The following is an 18,608-nucleotide window of genomic DNA, read 5'->3' as shown; positions in this document are numbered from 1 at the left end:
CCCGACCGACGTCAGCGTGGTCCTGTTCCCCTAGTCCGCCGGACGTAGCAGCGCCACCTCTGCGGGCGTGAGTGGACGACAGTCGCCCTCGGCCAGTGCCGGATCCAGTACCAGGCTGCCGATGCGATCGCGGTGCAGGGCGATGACCTCGATGCCGAAGCGACCGAACATGCGCTTGACCTGGTGATAGCGACCTTCGACCAGGGTCAGGTAGGCGTTGTGCTCGTCCAGCAGCTCCAGCCGCGCCGGTTGGGTGGTGAGGTCTTCGTAGGCGAAGTAGAGACCCTCGGCAAAGGCCGCGACCAGGTGCTGGGGGATGACCTCGGCGGTGGTGACCCGGTAGCGTTTGGTCTGCTTGTGGCGCGGATGACTCAGGCCGCGCGACCACTGGCCGTCGTTGGTGAGCAGCAGCAGGCCGGTGGTGTTGAAGTCCAGCCGTCCGGTCAGGTGCAGATCGGCGCGCTGGTCCGGCGCGAGACAGTCCAGCACCGTGGCATGGCGCGCGTCGACGGTGGCGCTCACGCAGCCGCGCGGCTTGTGCAGCATCAGGTAGCGGCCGCCGGGACCGTCCTGCAGCAGGCAGGCATCGGCCTCGATGCGATCGAAGGCGAACACCTCCTGGGCGGCCTGCAGGGTGGTGGCGCCGTTGACCCTTACCCGACCTTCCGCGAGCAGGCGCCGGGCGAGTTGGCGGCCCAGCTCGGGTCGGTTGCCCAGCCAGCGATCCAGACGCATCAGCAAGGCTCGTCGGCGACGCCGGCCGCGCAGGCCGGGCAGAGGCAGCGTCGATCACGCTCTTCCGCGGGCAGGCGTTCCAGGGCGGCGGGATCCATCGGCGTCTGCAGGCACCAGCAGTCGCGGAGCTCGCCACCGGCCGCCAGGGCGCAGCTGTTGGCCTGGCCGCACAGCGGGCAGCGGGTGGGATCGAAGGGGGTAAGCGATGCAGCCATGGTGATCTCGTCGGGCGAAGCGGGCGGCAGAGTACCGGAAATTGCGACCTGGATAACGTCCGCTACGCTGGGGGTCTGCGTACTGTCGCATCCGGGGTGCAAGCTGCATCCTAGCTCCGATCGTCGGACCACCCGAGGAACCCATGACAATAACTGCTCTGCGTACCCTGATCCGTACCCTCATTCCCGGCACCCTGCTGGTCAGCCAGCTGGCGCTGGCCACCGAAGGCGATATCGGCCAGACCCTGGCCCGCCAGGCCGGCATTCCCTGGCCGGCGGTGATCGCCCACCGCGGCGCCTCCTTCGACGCGCCCGAATCCACCGCCCCGGCCTACCTGGTGGCGCGGGAGCTCGGCGCCGACTATCTCGAGCTGGACCTGCAGCGCACCAAGGACGGTCAGCTCATTGCCCTGCACGACGACACCCTGGAGCGCACCACGGACGTCGCCAAGAAATTTCCGGAGCGCGCCAAGGCGCCGGTCAGCCAGTTCACCCTGGCCGAACTCAAGTCCCTGGACGCCGGCAGCTGGTTCAACCAGGCCCATCCCGACCGTGCCCGGCCGACGTTCGCCGGACTCAGGATCCTCACCCTCGACGAGGTCATCGACATCGCCGAAGGTGGTCGCCACAAGCCGGGTCTCTATATCGAGACCAAGCAGCCCAAGCTGTTTCCCGGCATCGAGCGCGACCTCAAGGCCAAGCTGACCCAGCGCGGCTGGCTGGGCCAACCCAAGGCCGGCGCCACCGGCGTGGCGGCCATGCCCGGGCGCGTAATCCTGCAGACCTTCGAGAAGAGCAGCCTGGAACTGCTGCAGAAGGAAATGCCCAACACGCCGAAGATCCTGCTGCTGTGGCTGGGTGACGACTACATCCCGGCCAAGGCGGGACCGAGCTACGCCGACTCGGGCGAGGCGAGCAAGGCGGCCTACTATGCCAAGCAACAGGTGCGTTCCGAGGGTGACTTCACCGCCTGGCTCGAATGGGCCAAGGCCCATGGCGCCATCGGCATCGGGCCCTCGGCCGCCCTGGAAGAGGGTGGCGACCAGAGCTATGCCGACCTGGTGAAGCCCTGGATGAACGACGTGGCCCACGAGCGCGGCCTGCTGGTGCATGCCTACACCGTGGACTCGGCGACGGACTTCGCTCGCCTGGCGCCCCGCGGCGTGGACGGTTTCTTCAGCAACCGCAGCGCCGAGTTGCTGAAGTTCTACGAGCGTCCTGCCAAGCAGGCGCCGGGGGCCCTGCTCAAGCAGCTCGGTTACTGAACCCGGGCGGGGAGGCCGGTCGGTCTCCCCCCTTCTCACTGGAAACCCTGCCATGTCCATCGAAGCCTTCAACGGTGCCAAGCTGGCGCTGCTCTGCGACGACCAGATCCTGGTCTATCAGCGTGACGACAAGCCGGACATTCCCTGGCCCGGCCTCTGGGACCTGCCCGGCGGCGGTCGCGAAGACGGGGAGACGCCCGCGCGCTGCGCCCTGCGCGAGCTGGAGGAGGAATTCGGCTTGGTGCTGGACGAGGCGCGGCTGACCTGGGGGCGGTGCTATGCCCCGCGCGAGCCAGGCCGCCTGCCCAGCTGGCTGTTCGCCGGCCGGCTGGATGCCGCCGAGATCGCCGCCATCCGCTTTGGCGACGAAGGCCAGGACTGGCGCCTGATGACCATCGCCGATTTCCTCGCCCATCCCCAGGGCGTGCCCCATCTGCAAGAACGCCTGCGCGACTACCTGGGCGCGCGTGAGGGTGGCGACGGGCGTCTCTTAATCCCGGCTGAATGAACGTGCGATAAGCGAGCAGGGGACAGGCACTCGGCTTAAGCTTTCTCCAGGCCCATCCGGGCCGTTCTGGAGATCTCCCATGCGCCATTTCCTCTTGGCGTCGCTCTGTGCCCTGACCTTCACCGGCTGCACCGTCTACGACACGTCCCCGCGCTACTACAGCCGTCCGGCGCCGCCCGCGGCGGTCTTCTACGGCACCCCGGCCTATCCGCCGCCCGCGGTCATCGTGCGGCCCTATGGCTACGGCTACTACTATCGGCCGCTACCGCCGCCCCCGCCGCCGCATTGGGGCCCGGGTCCCGGTTGGGGGCCGCCTGGGTGGGGGCCACGTCCGGGCTATGGTCCGCCCGGTTGGGGCCCGCGCTACGGTCCGCGTTGGTAACGGGTTTGACAGGGGCAGCCGGCTTTTCTAGGGTGCTGCCCTTGTCTTGACCAGGAATCCGACGCGTGGACGACGATCGCATCAAGCTCGACCCCCAATGGAAAGCCGCGCTGCGCGACGAGTTCGAGCAGCCCTACATGCGCCAGCTGAGCGAATTCCTGCGGCGGGAGAAGGCGGCGGGCAAGGTCATCTACCCGCCCGGTCCGCTGATCTTCAATGCCCTTAATACCACCCCTCTAGACCAGGTGAAGGTGGTCATACTCGGCCAGGATCCCTACCACGGCCCGGGGCAGGCCCATGGCCTGAGTTTCTCGGTACAGCCCGGCGTGCCGGCCCCGCCCTCCCTGCAGAACATCTTCAAGGAGCTCAAGCGCGACCTCAACCTGCCCATCCCCACCCACGGCTATCTGCAGCACTGGGCGGAGCAGGGCGTGCTGCTGCTCAACACCTCGCTGACGGTGGAACAGGCCAACGCCGGTTCCCATGCCAAGGCCGGCTGGCACAGATTCACCGACCGCATCATCGAGGTGGTCAGCGCCGAGCGCGAGAACCTGGTGTTCCTGCTCTGGGGCAGCCATGCCCAGGGCAAGCAGAACCTCATAGATCCGCAGAAGCACCTGATCCTCAAGTCGGCGCACCCCTCGCCGCTGTCGGCCCACCGCGGCTTCATCGGCAACGGCCACTTCGGCCGCACCAATGAATTCCTGCGCAATGCCGGTCTCTCCCCCATCGACTGGGCCCTGCCGCCGCTGGCGTAGCACGGGCCCGCACGCCCAGGCCCCTCCCGCTTAGGCCGCCCCCAGCAACGTTGTCGGCGGTCGCCGCCGGTGGCATTGCAGGCACCAGCTCGTCCCGAGCAGCAGCAGCATGATGGCCAGGGTCTCCAGCAGGGTCGGCAAGCGCCTGTTCCACAGGAAGCCGTAGAGCAGCGAAGCCAGGGTCTCGATGACGATGGCCTGGCCGCTCAGGGTCAGGGGCAGCCGGCGACTGGCCTGGTTCCAGCAGGCGCCGCCGATGATCGAGGCGAGCAGGGCCACGCCCGCGGCCACCAGCAGCGGCTGCGACCAGTCGGTGGGCGCCCGCCGTGCCAGCTCCGGGCCCAGCAGCAGGGGCGCGGCCAGCAGGGCCTGGAGCCCGGTCACGCTGCCGAGCAACAGCCCCCAGTCGTGGGCACCGATGGACGTCCTGGCCAATCGACGGGTGTTGACCACCGCGAACCAGCTCCAGGCCAGCAGGGCACCACAGGCGCACAGCAGGCCCAGGACGGGGTGGGCGCCGATGGCGGTCGTGGTCAGCGTCTCGTAGCTGATCAGGGCCACGCCGAGCAAGGCGCAGCCGAGCGACGGCCAGAGCCGGCCGAAGCCCACGGCGCCGGCGTCACGCTGTCCGGCGAGGGCCACCAGCAGCGGAATCAGGCCGACGATCAGGGTGGTCGCCGCGATCCCGGCTTGCTTCACCCCCACGCCGACCAGGGTGTAGTAGCCCAGGTTGCCGATCAGGGCGAGCCAGAACAGCCGCCTGCCATCCCCGGGGGTCAGGTTCGGCCGCAGGGCGCGCCAGCGCGGCAGCAGCAGTGCCAGGGCCACCAGGCCATAGCAGAGGAAGCGCAGCACGGCGAACTGGGCGCCGCTGAGGTCCGGTACCAGCGCCGGGGCCAGGAAGATCACGCCCCAGCACAGGCCTGCCGCCAGCCCGTAGCCGATACCCGTTGCCGATAGTGCTCGTTCCTGCATCGCGCCGTCTCCACCGATTCGCCTGCAGTGTGGCGAGGGCGGCGCGGGTCGGTCTTGCGCGAGACTGCGGAGTTTTTTACCTGGACTGCGTTATCCAGGCACGCGCTGGCCGCGCCGCCAGGCGGCCGGGCTGATGCCCTGGCGACGGGTCATGGCGCGGGTCAGGGCGGCTTGATCGGCGAAGCCGACCCGCAGGGCGATCTCGGCGATGGGCAGGCGACTATCACCCAGCCAGCGCTGGGCCTGCTGCAGCCGCAGGTCGGTCAGCCAGGCCTGGGGCGTCTGGGCGAAGCGCTGGTGGAAGAGCAGGTGCAGGCGGCTCAGGCCGACCCCCGCCAGGCGCGCCATGACCGGGTTGCGCCAGTCGCCGGCGGGCTGGGCGGCCACCTGCGCCAGTAGGCGGTCGAAGGCCGAGGTCGCGGCAGGAGCGGCGAGGGAGGCCAGCAGCAGGCGGGTCAGGTCGCCGGCCTGCTGGACGAGGGCTGCCGCCGGGGTCAGTTCGGCGAAGGCGACCAGTTGCCGCGCCGCTGGCGGGATGGTCAGGCAGGGCTGCTGCCGGGCGCTATCCAGGATCGGGGTGGGCAGCCAGTCGCTGGCGCAGTCGATCACCAGGAAGCGGCTGTCGGGCGCCGATTGCTGGGCATGGGCGCACCCGGGCGCCACCAGGGCGGCCAGGCCGGTATGCAGGCGCGCGCCGCGGCTCCCTTCGACCTCCAGCTCCATGCCGCCCTGGATGGGCAGCACCAACTGGGCGAAGGCATGGGCATGGGGCTGGTGTTCGCCCTGGTAGCTCTTGATGGCGAGGCGTGGGGTCAAGGCGCACCTCGGTGCTCGGTTACGTCGCTGGCGACGATTCTAGCACGCGGCCCCGGTGTCTTCGCGCCCTAGCGTACCGGCTGCAGCGGTAACTCGACCTCGCCACCGTTGCCCAGGTCGACGGCCACCGGATCCTGGGTCAGGTACAGCGGACGACCACCGAGGAGGATGCGGCCGCTGAGCAGGTAGCGCTCGCCGCTCTTGACCCGGGAGGGAGCGTAGTCGAGGCGGAAGGGCACCTGGCCCTGCTGCTTGACGAACAGGGTGCGCTGGGCAAGACGACCGGCCGGAGTGTCGCCAGCGCTGGCACTGTAGAGGCTGACGGTGAGCTTGGCGGTGGGCGGCACCGGCTCGCTGGCGGTGAAGGTGGCCTGGCCGCTGAGGCTGGTCATGCTCGGCTGGGCCGGTACGCCTGGCGTCGTGGTCTGCGGCTGCTCGGTCGGCGGCAGGGGCTGGCCCGTCGAAGGTGGCGGCGTCGCGGGGCCGGGGCGCAGTCCGCTACAGGCGCTGAGCAGCAGCAAGGTGGCGAGCAGGGTGGCGATTCTCTTCATGGGTGGATCCTAGGTTGAAATCGACTGCTGTGACCCGCGCAGGCACCCTTAGTTGCCGATGACGGCGGGTGATTCCGGGTCCGGCAGGTCAGGGGCGTCGGGTCGATCCAGGGCCACCTGGCGGATCGACAGGCGAATCTCGGCGGGTAGTACCCGCTTGCCCGCGCCCTCCGCCAGTTCGCCGAGCAGTTCGTGATGGCCCAGGGTGCCGTCGTCGGCCTTGCGCAGCACGCCCTCGGCCAGCAGCGTCTGGATGAAGTGGCGGAACAGCGACTTGTCGAAGAATTCCGGCGCGTTGAGACCATGCAGCACCGACAGCCGCTGGGCCATCACCGTGCACAGCTCCTCCAGCTGCGGCGCGGTCAGGCTGTTCTGGCCGTGGTTGAGGATCAGAGCGGTGGTCATGTAGTAGCGCTGCAGGGTCTGCAGGATGGCGCGCGCCAGCAGGGTCAGGCGCACGAATTGCCGTGAGCTGGGCGCTGCCCGGACGAAGACATCGTCCTCGATCCGCAGCAGGCCGCGTTCCACCATGGCTTCCAGCCAGCCGTCCAGCACCAGCGGCAGCTCCTCGCGTTCCCAGTGGATGAACAGCTCGGCCTGCAGGTAGGGGTAGAGCGCCAGGGCGAAACGGTGGATCAGCTCGCGGCTCATCCGCCCGGTGTTCTGGAAGAAGCTGGCGATCAGCGCCGGGATGGCGAAGAGGTGCAGGACGTTGTTGCGGTAGTAGGTCATCAGCACCGCGTTCTGCTCGTCCAGGTAGAGGATGCGCCCCAGGGCGTCCTGCTGCTCGGCGAGAAAACCCAGAGCGCGGACCTCCTCGATGATGCTCTGGCCATCCCCTTCGGGCAGGGTGACGCTGGTGGAGTAGGGCACCCGCTTCAGGAGATCCAGGTAGAGATCGATGGCGCGCACCAGGGCGCCTTCGTCGAGCGCCTGGCGATGGGTCGAGAGCAACGCCAGGGCCACCAGGTTGACCGGGGTGACCGCCGCGGCGGCATTGATCCGCCGGACCACCCGTTCGCCCAGTTCATGGGTGACCGGGTTGAACCACGCGGGCTTGAAATCCTCGTCGAGGGGCTCGTCGCGCCAGCCCGGACGCCGCGCATCGAGAAAGCCCTGCAGCGGAATGGGTTCGCCGAAGTTGACCCAGACCCGACCGAATCTCTGGCGCAGGGCGCCGAACACCTTGACCAGATCGAAGATGGACTCCTTCTTCTTCGCCGCACCGCGCAATTCGCCCAGGTAGGTACGACCCTCGAAGACCTTCTCATAGCCGATGTACACCGGCACGAAGACGATGGGGCGGCGGGAGTCGCGCAGGAAGCTGCGCAGGGTCATGGCCAGCATGCCGGTACGTGGCTGCAGGGTGCGGCCGGTACGCGAGCGGCCACCCTCGACGAAGTATTCGGTGGAGAAGCCGCGGCTGAACAGGCTGTGCAGGTATTCGTTGAACACCGCGGCATAGAGGGCGTTGCCCTTGAAGCTGCGCCTCATGAAGAAGGCGCCGCCGCGTCTCAAGATGTTGCCCACCACCGGCATGTCCAGGTTGATGCCGGCGGCGATGTGTGGCGGGGTCAGGCCATTCTGGAACAGCAGGTAGGAGAGCAGCAGGTAGTCGATGTGGCTGCGGTGGCAGGGTACGTAGACCACGGTATGCCCCGGCGCCATCTCCTGGATCCGCTCGATGTGGCTGACCGTCACGCCGTCATAGATGCTGTTCCAGAACCAGCGCAGGCCGACGTCCAGGCAGCGCACCACCGGATAGGAGAAGTCCGAGGCGATCTCCCGGGCATAGTGCGCCGCCTCGTCCTCGATGCGCCCCGGCGTGGCCTTGCGCTGGGCGATCTCGCGGGCGATGGTCGCCTTGACCTGGGGCGCCCGCAGCAGGCCGCGTAGCAGGGTACGCCGGTGCGACAGATCCGGGCCGATCACCGCCTGGCGCGCGTTGCGGAAGTGGATACGCAACTGGCGCATCACCAGGCGCTCCAGGCGTTGCGGGTCCGGCCGCTGAATGGCCAGGGCACCCAGCGACAGCGGCTTGGAGAACTGCACCCGGGTCAGCCGGCCCAGCACCAGGATGCGCGCCAGCTTGCGCAGCCGGCCGGTCACTACCCAGTTGTCCGCCCAGAGCAGCTTCCAGGGGCTGGTCTCGCGATCCGGCGACTGGCCCCAGAAGACACTGACCGGCACCAGCTGGACGTCAGTCAGCCCCTGCTCGGTCAGCGCCGTCACCACCCGTCGCAGGGTCGGCGGCACCGAGCGGCGCGCCTGGCGACCGCGCCAGTCCGCCTTGCCGATGGCGTTGAAGTAGGCCAGGGGTTCGGTCCTGCTGCCCAGCACCAACGGACGCAGGGGCCGCGGCAGGCCAGCCTTGCGGCATTCGCGGTCGAGCACCGCCAGGTCGCTCAGCGAGGCCTCGGGCAGCACATAGAGCACCGGTTTGCTGGGGTCGATGCGGCTGAGCAGGCTGGCTGCCTGGGTGGTTTCCGAGCGGACCCAGAGATAGAGCAGGCGCTTGAGCAGCGAGAAGGCCAGCAGGCGCAGCGGCGAACGAGTCATGGAGGGCTACCGGATTGACGAGGCGGCAGTGTGCCGGATGGCCTGGCGGGCGTAAAACCGCCCCTGTTATGCAGACTTCGACCCAGCAGTCGCTCGCTTGTCCCCACTGTCGAAAAAATGCCGCCTAAATCGTCGAAAAGCCGGCGCTGGCGCGGCTTCCAGCAGTGATGGCACTTTGCGTAAAGAACGTTGCTTTTGCCAGGAAAGCCATGCTTCATAAGCTGTCGGCAGGCCTCCTGCCGCTGCCCGGACCAAGGCCGCCAACCCCGGTGGCCGGTCCGGCGAAGGCTCTACACCGATATAACAAGGCAACCCGATCGCCCACACGGCGATGGTCGGGGATAGGAAATCCAGAAAGCTTCGGAGAGATGTGATGGGTGAGCAACGCGAAACCGGGACCGTCAAGTGGTTCAATGACGCCAAGGGCTATGGATTCATTCAACGCGAAGGCGGTGCCGACGTGTTCGTTCACTACCGCGCCATTCGCGGTGAAGGTCACCGCTCCCTGGTCGAAGGCCAGCAGGTGGAGTTCTCGGTGATCGAGGGCCAGAAGGGCCTGCAGGCCGAAGACGTCGCCCGGGTGTAAGCCTACTGCGCGAGGAGCTCAGGGCTCCTCGCGACCCTGCATCATTCGGTCCGCCAGACGATCTCTTCCACGCCCGCGTCCGTCACCTTCAGCCAGCGATCGGCGGCTTCCTCCTCCTCTTCCTCGCTCCAGCCACTCGGCGCGCAACGCACCTGCACCTGCAAGGCGTCATAGGCATCGCGCGCGCAGGCCAGGTCGTCCACCCAGGGCGATACATCGCTTTCCAGCAACAGGCTATGCCACTTGCCCACGGCCTTCGGCAGCCAGGTGACCGGAATGGACTCGCCGCCATAGCGCAGGGTGCATTTGAAGGTCTGCCCGCGGGCCTCCCAGGCGCAGGGCATGGCGAACACCTGCTCGAGCCAGGCGGAGACGGCTTCCTGGTCGACGTCCTTGAGGTAGATTTCGATATCGGGCTGGCGCATGTGGCTTAGGCTCCGGATTTGACGATCCAATCGTAACGTACTGCCACCCGCACCTCGAAGGGCTCGGCGAGGACCCGCTCGCGGCGCTCGGCATTGACCCGCCAGCCGTGGGGGGTCATGGCCAGCAGATCCTCGCGGGTCTGGCGCTCGGCCAGCGGCAGCACGAATTCGAGCCCTTCGCTGTGGGCCAGTTCCAGCCCCGGCGGCAGATCCTGCAGGTGCTTGTCTTCGGCGTAGTCGCGCACCTCGTCGTAGAGCCGCTGACGCAACTCCAGCAGGTGGGCGCTGGCCGGACCCAGGCGCAGGATGCCGCCACCAGGCACCAGCACGCGCTGGGCTTCGCTCCAGTCGATGGGGCTGAAGACGCTGGCCAGCAGCTGGCAACTGGCGTCCGGCAGCGGCAGGCGCGCCATGCTCGCCACCAGCCAGCTCAGCGCCGGGGTGCGCCGGCAGGCGCGGCGCACCGCCTCGCGGGAGATGTCCAGGGCGTAGCCATCCGTCGCGGGCAGGGCTTGGGCCAGCCGTGCGGTGTAGAAGCCTTCGCCACAGCCCACGTCGATCCAGCGCTCGGGCGCGCGTTCGGCGGCCAGCTGCGCCAGGCGCTCGGCCAGGGGGGCGTAGTGGCCGGTATCGAGAAAGCGCCGGCGCGCCTCGACCATGGCGGCGTTGTCGCCGGGGTCCAGGCTCTTCTTGTGCTGCACGGGCAGCAGATTCAGATAGCCCTGGCGGGCACGGTCGAACCTATGGCCGACGGGGCAGCCGACGCCGCCGTCGAGTTCGGCCAAGGGGGCCTGGCAGAGCGGACAGATCAGCTTCATGCCAGCAACCGTACCAGGGTGCCGTAGTAGACCTCGGTCAGCAGGTCCAGGTCGCTGGCCAGCACGTGCTCGTCCACCTGGTGGATGGTGGCATTGACCGGACCCAGTTCCACCACCTGGGCGCCCAGGGTGGCGATGAAGCGGCCGTCCGAGGTGCCGCCGCTGGTGGAAGCTTCGGGGCGGTAACCGGTGACGGCTTCCACACTGGCCGAGACGGCGTCGAGCAGGTCGCCCGGTTCGGTGAGGAAGGGCAGGCCGGACAGCGACCAGTCGATGTGCCAGTCCAGGCCATGCCGGTCGAGGAGGGCCTCGACCCGGGCCTGCAGGCCTTCCACGGTGGATTCGGTGGAGAAGCGGAAATTGAATAGCGCCTGCAGCTCGCTCGGCACCACGTTGCCGGCGCCGGTACCGGAATTGAGGTTGGAGATCTGGAAGCTGGTGGGCGGGAAGAAGGCGTTGCCCTGGTCCCACTGCTCGGCGGCTAGATCGGCCAGGGCCTGGGCCGCCAAATGGATGGGGTTGCGCGCCAGGTGCGGATAGGCCACGTGGCCCTGCTTGCCGCGCACGGTCAGGCGACCATTGAGCGAGCCGCGACGCCCGTTCTTGACCACGTCGCCCAGCAGCCGGGTGCTGGAAGGCTCGCCGACGATGCACCAGTCCAGCCGCTCGCCGCGTTCGCGCAGGCGTTCCACCACGGCGCGGGTGCCGTGCAGCGCCGGACCTTCCTCGTCGCTGGTGATGAGGAAGGCGATGGCACCGCGATGGTCGGGATGGTCGGCGACGAAGCGCTCCACGGCGATGATCATGCTCGCCAGGCTGCCCTTCATGTCGGCAGCGCCACGGCCGCGCAGCATGCCGTCGGCATCCACGTGGGCGTTGAAGGGCGCCTGCTGCCAGGCTTCCAGCGGACCGGTAGGCACCACGTCGGTGTGACCGGCGAAGCACAGCACCGGACCCTCGCCGCCACGGCGCGCCCAGAAGTTGTCCACCTCCTCGATGCGCAGGGGCTCGAGGGCGAAGCCCAGGCGCTCCAGGCGCTGCATCATCAGCGCCTGGCAGCCTTCGTCCAGCGGCGTGACCGAGGCCCGGCCGATCAGGTCGCAGGCGAGTTCCAGGGTGGGGGTGAGGGCGGTGGTCATGGCGGGTCCCGGGAGGCAGCTAGGGTTCAGGGGGAGCGGTATGGTAAAGGAAAACCTATACTGTGGCTTTTGCGGAAAGCCTTCATGACGTTCGATGAACAACGCTTCGGCGGGATTGCCCGGCTCTATGGGCAGGAGGCGGTCGAACGCCTGGCCGCCAGCCACGTCGCCGTGGTCGGTATCGGCGGGGTGGGCTCCTGGGCTGCCGAGGCCCTGGCCCGTAGCGGGGTCGGGCGCATCAGCCTGTTCGACCTGGACGACGTCTGCGTCAGCAATACCAATCGCCAGGTGCACGCCCTGGACGGGCAGGTGGGGCGGCCCAAGGTCACGGTGATGGCCGAGCGCATCCAGGCCATCAACCCGGCCTGCGCGGTCAGGGCGGTGGCGGACTTCGTCACCCGCGAGACCATGGCTGACTACATCACCGAGGATCTCGACCTGGTGCTGGACTGCATCGACAGCGTGGCTTCCAAGGCGGCGCTGATCGCCTGGTGCAAGAGACGCAAGATCGCCATCGTCACCACCGGCGGCGCCGGCGGCCAGATCGATCCCACCCAGATCCAGGTGGTGGACCTCAATCGCACCTACAACGACCCCCTGGCCTCGCGGGTGCGCTCGCTGCTGCGTCGCGACTACGGCTTCTCGCGCAATCCCAGCCGCTACTACAGCGTGCCCTGCGTTTTCTCCACCGAACAGCTGCGCTATCCCAAGCCGGATGGCAGCGTCTGCCAGCAGAAGAGCTTCGTCGGCGAAGGCGTGCGCCTGGACTGCGCGGGTGGCTTCGGCGCGGTGATGATGGTCACCGCCACCTTCGGCATGGTCGCCGCCGCCCGTGCCGTGGACAAGTTGATCCAGAAGCCCAAGGGCTAGCGCATTTCGTCGGTTGGGTTGAGCGCAGCGAAGCCCAACGGTGCCCCGATCGAGCCAGCCATGTTGGGCGTGAAGGCACCCGCGGGGGCGTAGGGTGGACAACGGCGCAGCCTTGTCCACGCGGGAGGTGCCGGGTTGCCAGTGGAAAACGCTGCGCGGTTTTCCACGCTACGAGGGTTCGAGCGAGGCGGCCCTCACCCCAGCCCTCTCCCGGAGGGAGAGGGGGCGGTACTGGCGCATCGGGCGAACGAGGGCACGTCTCTCTCTACATATCCTGCGGCGTTTCCCGGGCGGGGCGGTCGTCGGCGATGGCGGGGACGTGCAGGCCGGTCTTGGCCAGTTGCTGGCCTTCCATCTGCGGCTGGGTGGTCCAGGTGAGGATGTCGTAGTAACGGCGGACGTTCTGCACGAATTCCACCGTCTCGCCGCCGCGGGCGTAGCCGTAGCGGGTCTTGCTGTACCACTGCTTCTGCGCCAGGCGCGGCAGCATCTTCTTCACGTCCAGCCAGCGATCCGGGTCCAGACCCTGGGATTCGGCCAGGCGGCGGGCGTCGAGCAGGTGGGCGATACCGATGTTGTAGGTGGCCAGGGCGAACCAGGTGCGGTCCGGCTCCTTGATGCTGTCCGGCAGTTCGTCGCGGATCTGGTCGAAATACTTGGCGCCGCCGGTGATGCTCTGCTCGGGGTCCAGGCGGTTGGCGACGCCCATGGCCTGGGCGGTGTTGTTGGTCAGCATCATCAGGCCGCGCACCCCGGTCTTGGAGGTGGCGTCCGCCGTCCACAGCGATTCCTGGTAGCCCATGGCGGCGAGCAGGCGCCAGTCCAGCTGATGCTTCTGCGCCACCTTGCGAAAGTGCTTCTCGTACTTGGGCAGGCGTTCCTGCAGGTGCTGGGCGAAGGTGTAGGCGCCGACGTAGCCGAGCACGTCGACATGCCCGTAGTAGCGCTCCTTGAGCTGTTGCAGGGTGCCGTCGCGGCGGACCTTGTCGAGGTAGGCGTTGACCGCGTCGAGCAGGCTGTTGTCCGCACCGGGCTGCAGCGCCCAAGCCTGGCCCTGGTTGTCGCCCAGGTCGAAGGCCACCCGCACGTTGGGGAAATAGACCTGGTTCATGGCCAGCTCGTTGGAATCCACCAGGGTCAGGTCGATCTGGCCCTCGTCGACCATGCGCAGCAGGTCGCTGACCTCCACCTGGTCGGATTCGTCGAAGGCGAGGCCCGGCACCTGGGCCTGCAGCGCCTTGAGCTGCTGGGCCTGGCTGCTGCCCTTGAGCACCAGGATGCGCTTGCCGACCAGGTCCTTGGGCGTGCTGGGGCGGACGGTGCCGTTGCGGTAGATGACCTGGGGCACCACGTCCAGATAGCTGCGGGAGAACTTCAGGTCCTGGCGATTGGCCGAGGGCGTGAGTCCGGCCGCGGCGATCACCGGGCCGTCCGGGGCGGTCAGGCGATTGAAGAGGTCGTCGAGGTTGTCGGCGGTGCTGATTTCCAGGCGCACCTTGAGCGATTCGGCGAAGCCCTTGACCAGCTCATACTCGAAGCCGGTCTCGCCGTTGCGGTCCTGGAAGTAGGTTGCCGGGCTGTTGCGCGTCACCACGCGCAGCACGCCAGCCTGCTGCACCTTTTCCAGGGCGGTCGGCGGGGGCGGCGCAGGCACGTCGGCCTCCCCGCAGCTCATGAGCAAGGCGAGGAAGGGCAGGGTAAGCCAGGCGAATCGCTTGAAGGCTTTATTCAAATGGGCTAGCTCGGCCATACGGCATCAAAACGGCACTGGCGCCTTGCTGACGCGCCTCATCGGTCGGCCCCTCCGGGCACTCGTTATCGTCGGGACGCTCCGCGCCACCGGTCCGGCCAAGGGCTCTATCCTGAGCCCAATGGGGAGCCGCGTCCATGGGGCGCGGCAGGCCGTCTCGGCGCGCAGTATACGCGAGAAGTGGCAGAGCGCCCATTTTATACATACAAGGTTGGTGGTAAGGCTGTATGAACCCTCGTCGCCAGAAGGTGTCCCGAGCGCGCCTTTAGGCTAGAATGCACGGCCCCAAAGTGACTTGGCCCCGAGGCTGTCCCCGATGCTGATCCTGCGCGGCGCTCCCGCTCTTTCTTCGTTCCGTCACGGCAAACTGCTCGACCAGCTGACTCGCCTGGTTCCCGGTGTCTCCGGGCTCTATGCCGAGTTCGTCCATTTCGCCGAAGTTGCCGGCACCCTGAGCGCGGAGGAAGAGGGCATCCTCGGCCGACTGCTGCAATACGGCCCCAGCGTCCCCCAGCAGCAGCCCAGCGGCGCGCTGTTCCTCATCGTACCCCGTCTGGGCACCATCTCGCCCTGGTCGAGCAAGGCCACCGACATCGCCCACAACTGTGGCCTGGCGCAGATCGAGCGCCTGGAGCGCGGCGTGGCCTACTACGTCGCCGGCGAGCTGGATGCCGCCGCCCACGCACAGCTGGCCGCGGCCCTGCATGACCGCATGACCCAGCGCGTGCTGCCGACCCTGGACGCCGCCGCCGACATCTTCAGCCATGCCACGCCCAAGCCGCTCACCGCGGTGGACGTGCTCGGCGGCGGTCGCGTCGCCCTGGAACGCGCCAACCTCGAACTGGGCCTGGCCCTGGCCGAGGACGAGATCGACTACCTGGTGAAGAGCTTCACCGCCCTGGGGCGCAATCCCCACGACGTCGAACTCATGATGTTCGCCCAGGCCAACTCCGAGCACTGCCGGCACAAGATCTTCAATGCCAGCTGGGACATCGACGGCGAGAGCCAGGAGAAGTCCCTGTTCGGCATGATCAAGAACACCTACGAGATGAACCGCACCGGCGTGCTGTCCGCCTACAAGGACAACGCCGCGGTCATGGAAGGCTTCACCGCCGGGCGCTTCTACCCCGACGCCGAGTCCCGCGAGTACGGGGCGCACAGCCAGCCCGTGCACATCCTGATGAAGGTGGAGACCCACAACCACCCGACCGCCATCGCGCCCTTCCCCGGCGCCTCCACCGGCTCCGGCGGCGAGATCCGCGACGAAGGCGCCACCGGTCGTGGCTCCAAGCCCAAGGCTGGCCTGACCGGCTTCACCGTCTCCAACCTGAACATCCCCGGTTTCGAGCAGCCCTGGGAGCAGCCCTACGGCAAGCCCGAGCGCATCGTCACCCCGCTGGACATCATGATCGAGGGCCCGCTCGGCGGCGCCGCCTTCAACAACGAATTCGGCCGTCCGGCCCTGGCCGGCTACTTCCGCACCTTCGAACAGCAGGTCGAGACCCCCCGCGGTCCCGAGGTGCGCGGCTACCACAAGCCGATCATGCTCGCCGGCGGCCTGGGCAACATCCGCGCCGACCACGTGCAGAAGGGCGACATCTCGGTGGGCGGCAAGCTCATCGTGCTGGGCGGCCCGGCCATGCTGATCGGCCTGGGCGGTGGCGCGGCCTCGTCCATGTCCACCGGTGCCAGCTCCGCCGACCTGGATTTCGCCTCGGTGCAGCGCGAGAACCCGGAAATGGAGCGCCGCTGCCAGGAGGTCATCGACCGTTGCTGGCAGCTGGGTGAAAACAACCCCATCACCTTCATCCACGACGTCGGTGCGGGCGGCCTGTCCAACGCCTTCCCCGAGCTGGTCAACGACGCCGGTCGTGGTGGCCGTTTCGAACTGCGCAACGTGCCCAACGACGAGCCGGGCATGAGCCCGCTGGAGATCTGGTGCAACGAGTCCCAGGAGCGCTACGTGCTCTCCGTGGACGCCGAGAACTTCGAGACCTTCAAGGCCATCTGCGAGCGCGAGCGCTGCCCCTTCGCCGTGGTCGGCGAGGCCACCGAGGAGCGCCAGCTGACCGTGGCCGACAGCCACTTCGGCAACAATGCCGTCGACATGCCGCTGGAAGTGCTGCTCGGCAAGCCGCCGCGCATGCACCGCAGCGTGACCCGTGAAGACGAACTGGGCGATGCTTTCGACGGCGCCGGCCTGGACCTGACCGAGTCGGTGGAGCGCGTGCTGCGCCATCCGGCGGTGGCCAGCAAGAGCTTCCTGATCACCATCGGCGACCGCACCATCACCGGCCTGGTCGCCCGCGACCAGATGGTCGGCCCCTGGCAGGTGCCGGTGGCCGACTGCGCCGTCACCGCCACCAGCTTCGACGTCTTCACCGGCGAAGCCATGGCCATGGGCGAGCGCACCCCGCTGGCCCTGCTCGACGCTCCCGCCTCGGGCCGCATGGCCATCGGCGAGACGGTCACCAACCTGGCCGCCGCACGCATCGAGAAGCTCGGCGACATCAAGCTCTCCGCCAACTGGATGGCCGCCGCCGGTCACCCGGGCGAAGACGCGCGCCTCTATGAAACCGTCAAGGCGGTGGGCATGGAGCTGTGTCCGCAGCTGGGCATCACCATCCCGGTGGGCAAGGACTCCATGTCCATGAAGACCCGCTGGCAGGATGGGGACGAAGACAAGAGCGTCACCGCGCCGCTGTCGCTGGTGATCACCGGCTTCGCCCCGGTGCAGGACATCCGTCGCACCCTGACCCCCCAGCTGCGTCTGGACAAGGGCCAGACCGACCTGATCCTCATCGACCTGGGCCGTGGCCAGAATCGCCTGGGCGGCTCCATCCTCGCCCAGACCCACGGCAAGCTCGGCCAGGCGGCTCCCGACGTCGACCAGGCCGAAGACCTCAAGGCCTTCTTCGCCGTGATCCAGGGCCTCAACCAGGACGGCCTGCTGTTGGCTTACCACGACCGTTCCGACGGCGGCCTCATCACCACCCTGGTGGAAATGGCCTTCGCCGGTCACTGCGGCCTGGCCCTGCGCCTGGACGCCCTGGCCGCTGACCGCGACGAGCTGACCCGTGCGCTGTTCGCCGAGGAGCTGGGCGCCGTCATCCAGGTGCCCCAGGACTTCACCCACGAGGTGCTGGCCCAGTTCAGCGCCGCCGGCCTGGAAGACTGCGTGGCGGTGATCGGCAACCCGGTCAACGGCTACGAGATCAACATCCACTTCAACGACGAGCACCTCTATCGCGCCGAGCGCCGCATGCTGCAGCGTCTGTGGAGCGAGACCAGCTTCCAGATCCAGCGCCTGCGCGACAACGCCGAGTGCGCCAAGCAGGAATTCGACGCCCTGCTGGAAGAGGATCACCCGGGCCTGTCGGCCAAGCTGTCCTACGATCCCAACGAGAACATCAGCGCGCCATACATCAAGAAGGGCGTGCGCCCGCAGGTGGCCATCCTCCGTGAGCAGGGCGTCAATGGCCAGGTGGAGATGGGCGCGGCCTTCGATCGCGCCGGCTTCTCGGCCATCGACGTGCACATGAGCGACATCCTCTCCGGGCGCATCGACCTGGCGGACTTCAAGGGCGTGGTGGCCTGTGGCGGCTTCTCCTATGGCGACGTCCTCGGCGCCGGCGGTGGCTGGGCCAAGTCCATCCTGTTCAACGCCCGTGCCCGTGACGGCTTCCAGCAGTTCTTCGAGCGCACCGACACCTTCACCCTGGGCGTGTGCAACGGCTGCCAGATGGTCGCCAACCTGCGCGAGCTGGTGCCCGGCAGCGACTTCTGGCCACGCTTCGTGCGCAACCGCTCCGAGCAGTTCGAGGCGCGGGTGGCCATGGTCCAGGTACAGGATTCGCCCTCGCTGTTCCTCGCCGGCATGGCCGGGTCGCGGCTGCCCATCGCCATCGCCCACGGCGAAGGCTTTGCCGAATACCCGAACCAGCAGGCGCTGGTCGCGGCTGATGTGTCCGGCACCGTGGCGCTGCGCTACGTCGACGGCCACAGCAAGGTCACCGAGACCTACCCGGCCAACCCCAACGGCTCGCCGCTGGGCATCACCGGTCTGTCCAGCCAGGACGGTCGCGTGCTCTTGATGATGCCGCACCCCGAGCGCTGCTTCCGCGCCGTGCAGAACTCCTGGATCCCGGCCGACTGGCAGGGCGAGGACGGTGGCTGGATGCGCCTGTTCCGCAATGCGCGGGTGTGGGTGGACTAAGGGCTTCGGTGTCTAGCCAACTCTCCTTGCCTATAGGTGG

At 68.1% G+C, this 18,608-nt stretch carries 17 protein-coding genes; 7 read left to right on the top strand and 10 right to left on the bottom strand.

All coding sequences use genetic code 11. The features are described from left to right. Positions 1-30: 30 nt before the first annotated feature. Positions 31-735 carry a 16S rRNA pseudouridine(516) synthase gene (locus tag ACYJP6_RS06395; protein WP_459474206.1) on the bottom strand — a complete coding sequence of 235 codons (705 nt, stop codon included), beginning with the start codon at positions 733-735 and terminating at the stop codon, positions 31-33. Further along, positions 735-950: a cysteine-rich CWC family protein gene (locus ACYJP6_RS06390; protein WP_042138526.1), complete on the bottom strand. Its 216-nt coding sequence runs from the start codon at positions 948-950 to the stop codon at positions 735-737. Before ACYJP6_RS06390 ends, ACYJP6_RS06395 begins: the two co-directional genes overlap by 1 nt. Before the next feature lie 143 nt (positions 951-1,093). Here ACYJP6_RS06390 and ACYJP6_RS06385 point away from each other — a divergent pair, with 143 nt between their 5' ends. The 4 genes from ACYJP6_RS06385 (at position 1,094) to ung (ending at position 3,863) form a co-directional block, all read left to right on the top strand. Next, positions 1,094-2,215 (top strand): glycerophosphodiester phosphodiesterase, encoded by a 1,122-nt coding sequence (locus tag ACYJP6_RS06385; RefSeq protein WP_459474205.1) that lies wholly within the window; start codon positions 1,094-1,096, stop codon positions 2,213-2,215. A gap of 52 nt (positions 2,216-2,267) precedes the next feature. Further along, positions 2,268-2,723, top strand: a complete 456-nt coding sequence (locus tag ACYJP6_RS06380; RefSeq protein WP_459474204.1) for an NUDIX hydrolase — start codon at positions 2,268-2,270, stop codon at positions 2,721-2,723. Between the two features lie 79 nt (positions 2,724-2,802). Further along, complete coding sequence (locus tag ACYJP6_RS06375) at positions 2,803-3,105, top strand: hypothetical protein (RefSeq protein ID WP_459474203.1); 303 nt, start codon at positions 2,803-2,805, stop codon at positions 3,103-3,105. 65 nt (positions 3,106-3,170) lie between these two features. Continuing rightward, complete coding sequence (gene ung / locus ACYJP6_RS06370) at positions 3,171-3,863, top strand: uracil-DNA glycosylase (RefSeq protein ID WP_459474202.1); 693 nt, start codon at positions 3,171-3,173, stop codon at positions 3,861-3,863. Positions 3,864-3,893: 30 nt separating this feature from the next. Here ung and ACYJP6_RS06365 read toward each other — a convergent pair whose 3' ends face one another. The 4 genes from ACYJP6_RS06365 to plsB all read right to left on the bottom strand — a co-directional run bounded on the left by ACYJP6_RS06365 (position 3,894) and on the right by plsB (position 8,764). Next, a complete protein-coding gene (locus ACYJP6_RS06365) occupies positions 3,894-4,838 on the bottom strand; it encodes a DMT family transporter (RefSeq protein WP_459474201.1) in 945 nt (314 codons plus the stop codon). A gap of 90 nt (positions 4,839-4,928) precedes the next feature. Beyond that, the gene (locus tag ACYJP6_RS06360) at positions 4,929-5,654 is read right to left on the bottom strand and encodes a helix-turn-helix transcriptional regulator (protein ID WP_459474200.1); all 726 of its coding nucleotides are present in this window, start codon (positions 5,652-5,654) and stop codon (positions 4,929-4,931) included. A gap of 68 nt (positions 5,655-5,722) precedes the next feature. Then, a complete protein-coding gene (locus ACYJP6_RS06355) occupies positions 5,723-6,205 on the bottom strand; it encodes a YbaY family lipoprotein (protein WP_459474199.1) in 483 nt (160 codons plus the stop codon). Between the two features lie 48 nt (positions 6,206-6,253). After that, positions 6,254-8,764, bottom strand: a complete 2,511-nt coding sequence (gene plsB / locus ACYJP6_RS06350) for a glycerol-3-phosphate 1-O-acyltransferase PlsB (protein ID WP_459474198.1) — start codon at positions 8,762-8,764, stop codon at positions 6,254-6,256. Positions 8,765-9,137: 373 nt separating this feature from the next. Between plsB and ACYJP6_RS06345 the strand changes: the two genes are divergently transcribed. Further along, positions 9,138-9,350, top strand: a complete 213-nt coding sequence (locus ACYJP6_RS06345) for a cold-shock protein (RefSeq protein WP_145010562.1) — start codon at positions 9,138-9,140, stop codon at positions 9,348-9,350. Between the two features lie 41 nt (positions 9,351-9,391). Here the strand turns inward: ACYJP6_RS06345 and ACYJP6_RS06340 are convergent, their stop codons facing one another. From ACYJP6_RS06340 to dapE, 3 genes are read right to left on the bottom strand one after another with little or no spacing between them, the layout of a single operon-like run. Continuing rightward, entirely contained in the window at positions 9,392-9,775 is a 384-nt protein-coding gene (locus tag ACYJP6_RS06340; RefSeq protein ID WP_459474197.1) for a hypothetical protein, read from the bottom strand. A 5-nt stretch (positions 9,776-9,780) separates the two neighbouring features. Continuing rightward, a complete protein-coding gene (locus ACYJP6_RS06335; protein WP_459474196.1) occupies positions 9,781-10,593 on the bottom strand; it encodes a putative RNA methyltransferase in 813 nt (270 codons plus the stop codon). Then, the gene (gene dapE, locus ACYJP6_RS06330; RefSeq protein ID WP_459474195.1) at positions 10,590-11,732 is read right to left on the bottom strand and encodes a succinyl-diaminopimelate desuccinylase; all 1,143 of its coding nucleotides are present in this window, start codon (positions 11,730-11,732) and stop codon (positions 10,590-10,592) included. The genes ACYJP6_RS06335 and dapE overlap by 4 nt, the downstream gene beginning before the upstream one ends. Positions 11,733-11,816: 84 nt before the next feature. On the opposite strand from dapE, the gene tcdA reads away from it, so the two are divergent. Beyond that, entirely contained in the window at positions 11,817-12,602 is a 786-nt protein-coding gene (gene tcdA / locus ACYJP6_RS06325) for a tRNA cyclic N6-threonylcarbamoyladenosine(37) synthase TcdA (RefSeq protein WP_459474194.1), read from the top strand. A gap of 265 nt (positions 12,603-12,867) precedes the next feature. Here the strand turns inward: tcdA and mltF are convergent, their stop codons facing one another. Beyond that, entirely contained in the window at positions 12,868-14,352 is a 1,485-nt protein-coding gene (mltF, locus tag ACYJP6_RS06320) for a membrane-bound lytic murein transglycosylase MltF (protein WP_459474193.1), read from the bottom strand. A 316-nt stretch (positions 14,353-14,668) separates the two neighbouring features. Between mltF and purL the strand changes: the two genes are divergently transcribed. Beyond that, on the top strand, positions 14,669-18,568 hold the full coding sequence (gene purL, locus ACYJP6_RS06315) for a phosphoribosylformylglycinamidine synthase (RefSeq protein ID WP_459474192.1): 3,900 nt from the start codon (positions 14,669-14,671) through the stop codon (positions 18,566-18,568). The last annotated feature ends 40 nt before the right edge of the window (positions 18,569-18,608 follow it).

Source organism: Pseudomonas sp. No.117 (genome assembly GCF_054558395.1).
The sequence above is the reverse complement of the archived record's forward strand: the minus strand, read 5'-3'. Positions and strand labels throughout refer to the sequence as shown.

Bases quoted from the DNA above. Each gene is read 5' to 3' on its own strand.
- ACYJP6_RS06335 (WP_459474196.1), bottom strand. From the start codon at position 10,593: ATGAAGCTGATCTGTCCGCTCTGCCAGGCCCCCTTGGCCGAACTCGAC.
- ACYJP6_RS06390 (WP_042138526.1), bottom strand. From the start codon at position 950: ATGGCTGCATCGCTTACCCCCTTCGATCCCACCCGCTGCCCGCTGTGC.
- ACYJP6_RS06355 (WP_459474199.1), bottom strand. From the start codon at position 6,205: ATGAAGAGAATCGCCACCCTGCTCGCCACCTTGCTGCTGCTCAGCGCC.
- ACYJP6_RS06380 (WP_459474204.1), top strand. From the start codon at position 2,268: ATGTCCATCGAAGCCTTCAACGGTGCCAAGCTGGCGCTGCTCTGCGAC.
- ACYJP6_RS06365 (WP_459474201.1), bottom strand. From the start codon at position 4,838: ATGCAGGAACGAGCACTATCGGCAACGGGTATCGGCTACGGGCTGGCG.
- mltF (WP_459474193.1), bottom strand. From the start codon at position 14,352: ATGGCCGAGCTAGCCCATTTGAATAAAGCCTTCAAGCGATTCGCCTGG.
- ACYJP6_RS06385 (WP_459474205.1), top strand. From the start codon at position 1,094: ATGACAATAACTGCTCTGCGTACCCTGATCCGTACCCTCATTCCCGGC.
- dapE (WP_459474195.1), bottom strand. From the start codon at position 11,732: ATGACCACCGCCCTCACCCCCACCCTGGAACTCGCCTGCGACCTGATC.
- ACYJP6_RS06395 (WP_459474206.1), bottom strand. From the start codon at position 735: ATGCGTCTGGATCGCTGGCTGGGCAACCGACCCGAGCTGGGCCGCCAA.
- plsB (WP_459474198.1), bottom strand. From the start codon at position 8,764: ATGACTCGTTCGCCGCTGCGCCTGCTGGCCTTCTCGCTGCTCAAGCGC.
- ACYJP6_RS06375 (WP_459474203.1), top strand. From the start codon at position 2,803: ATGCGCCATTTCCTCTTGGCGTCGCTCTGTGCCCTGACCTTCACCGGC.
- ACYJP6_RS06340 (WP_459474197.1), bottom strand. From the start codon at position 9,775: ATGCGCCAGCCCGATATCGAAATCTACCTCAAGGACGTCGACCAGGAA.
- tcdA (WP_459474194.1), top strand. From the start codon at position 11,817: ATGACGTTCGATGAACAACGCTTCGGCGGGATTGCCCGGCTCTATGGG.
- purL (WP_459474192.1), top strand. From the start codon at position 14,669: ATGCTGATCCTGCGCGGCGCTCCCGCTCTTTCTTCGTTCCGTCACGGC.
- ACYJP6_RS06345 (WP_145010562.1), top strand. From the start codon at position 9,138: ATGGGTGAGCAACGCGAAACCGGGACCGTCAAGTGGTTCAATGACGCC.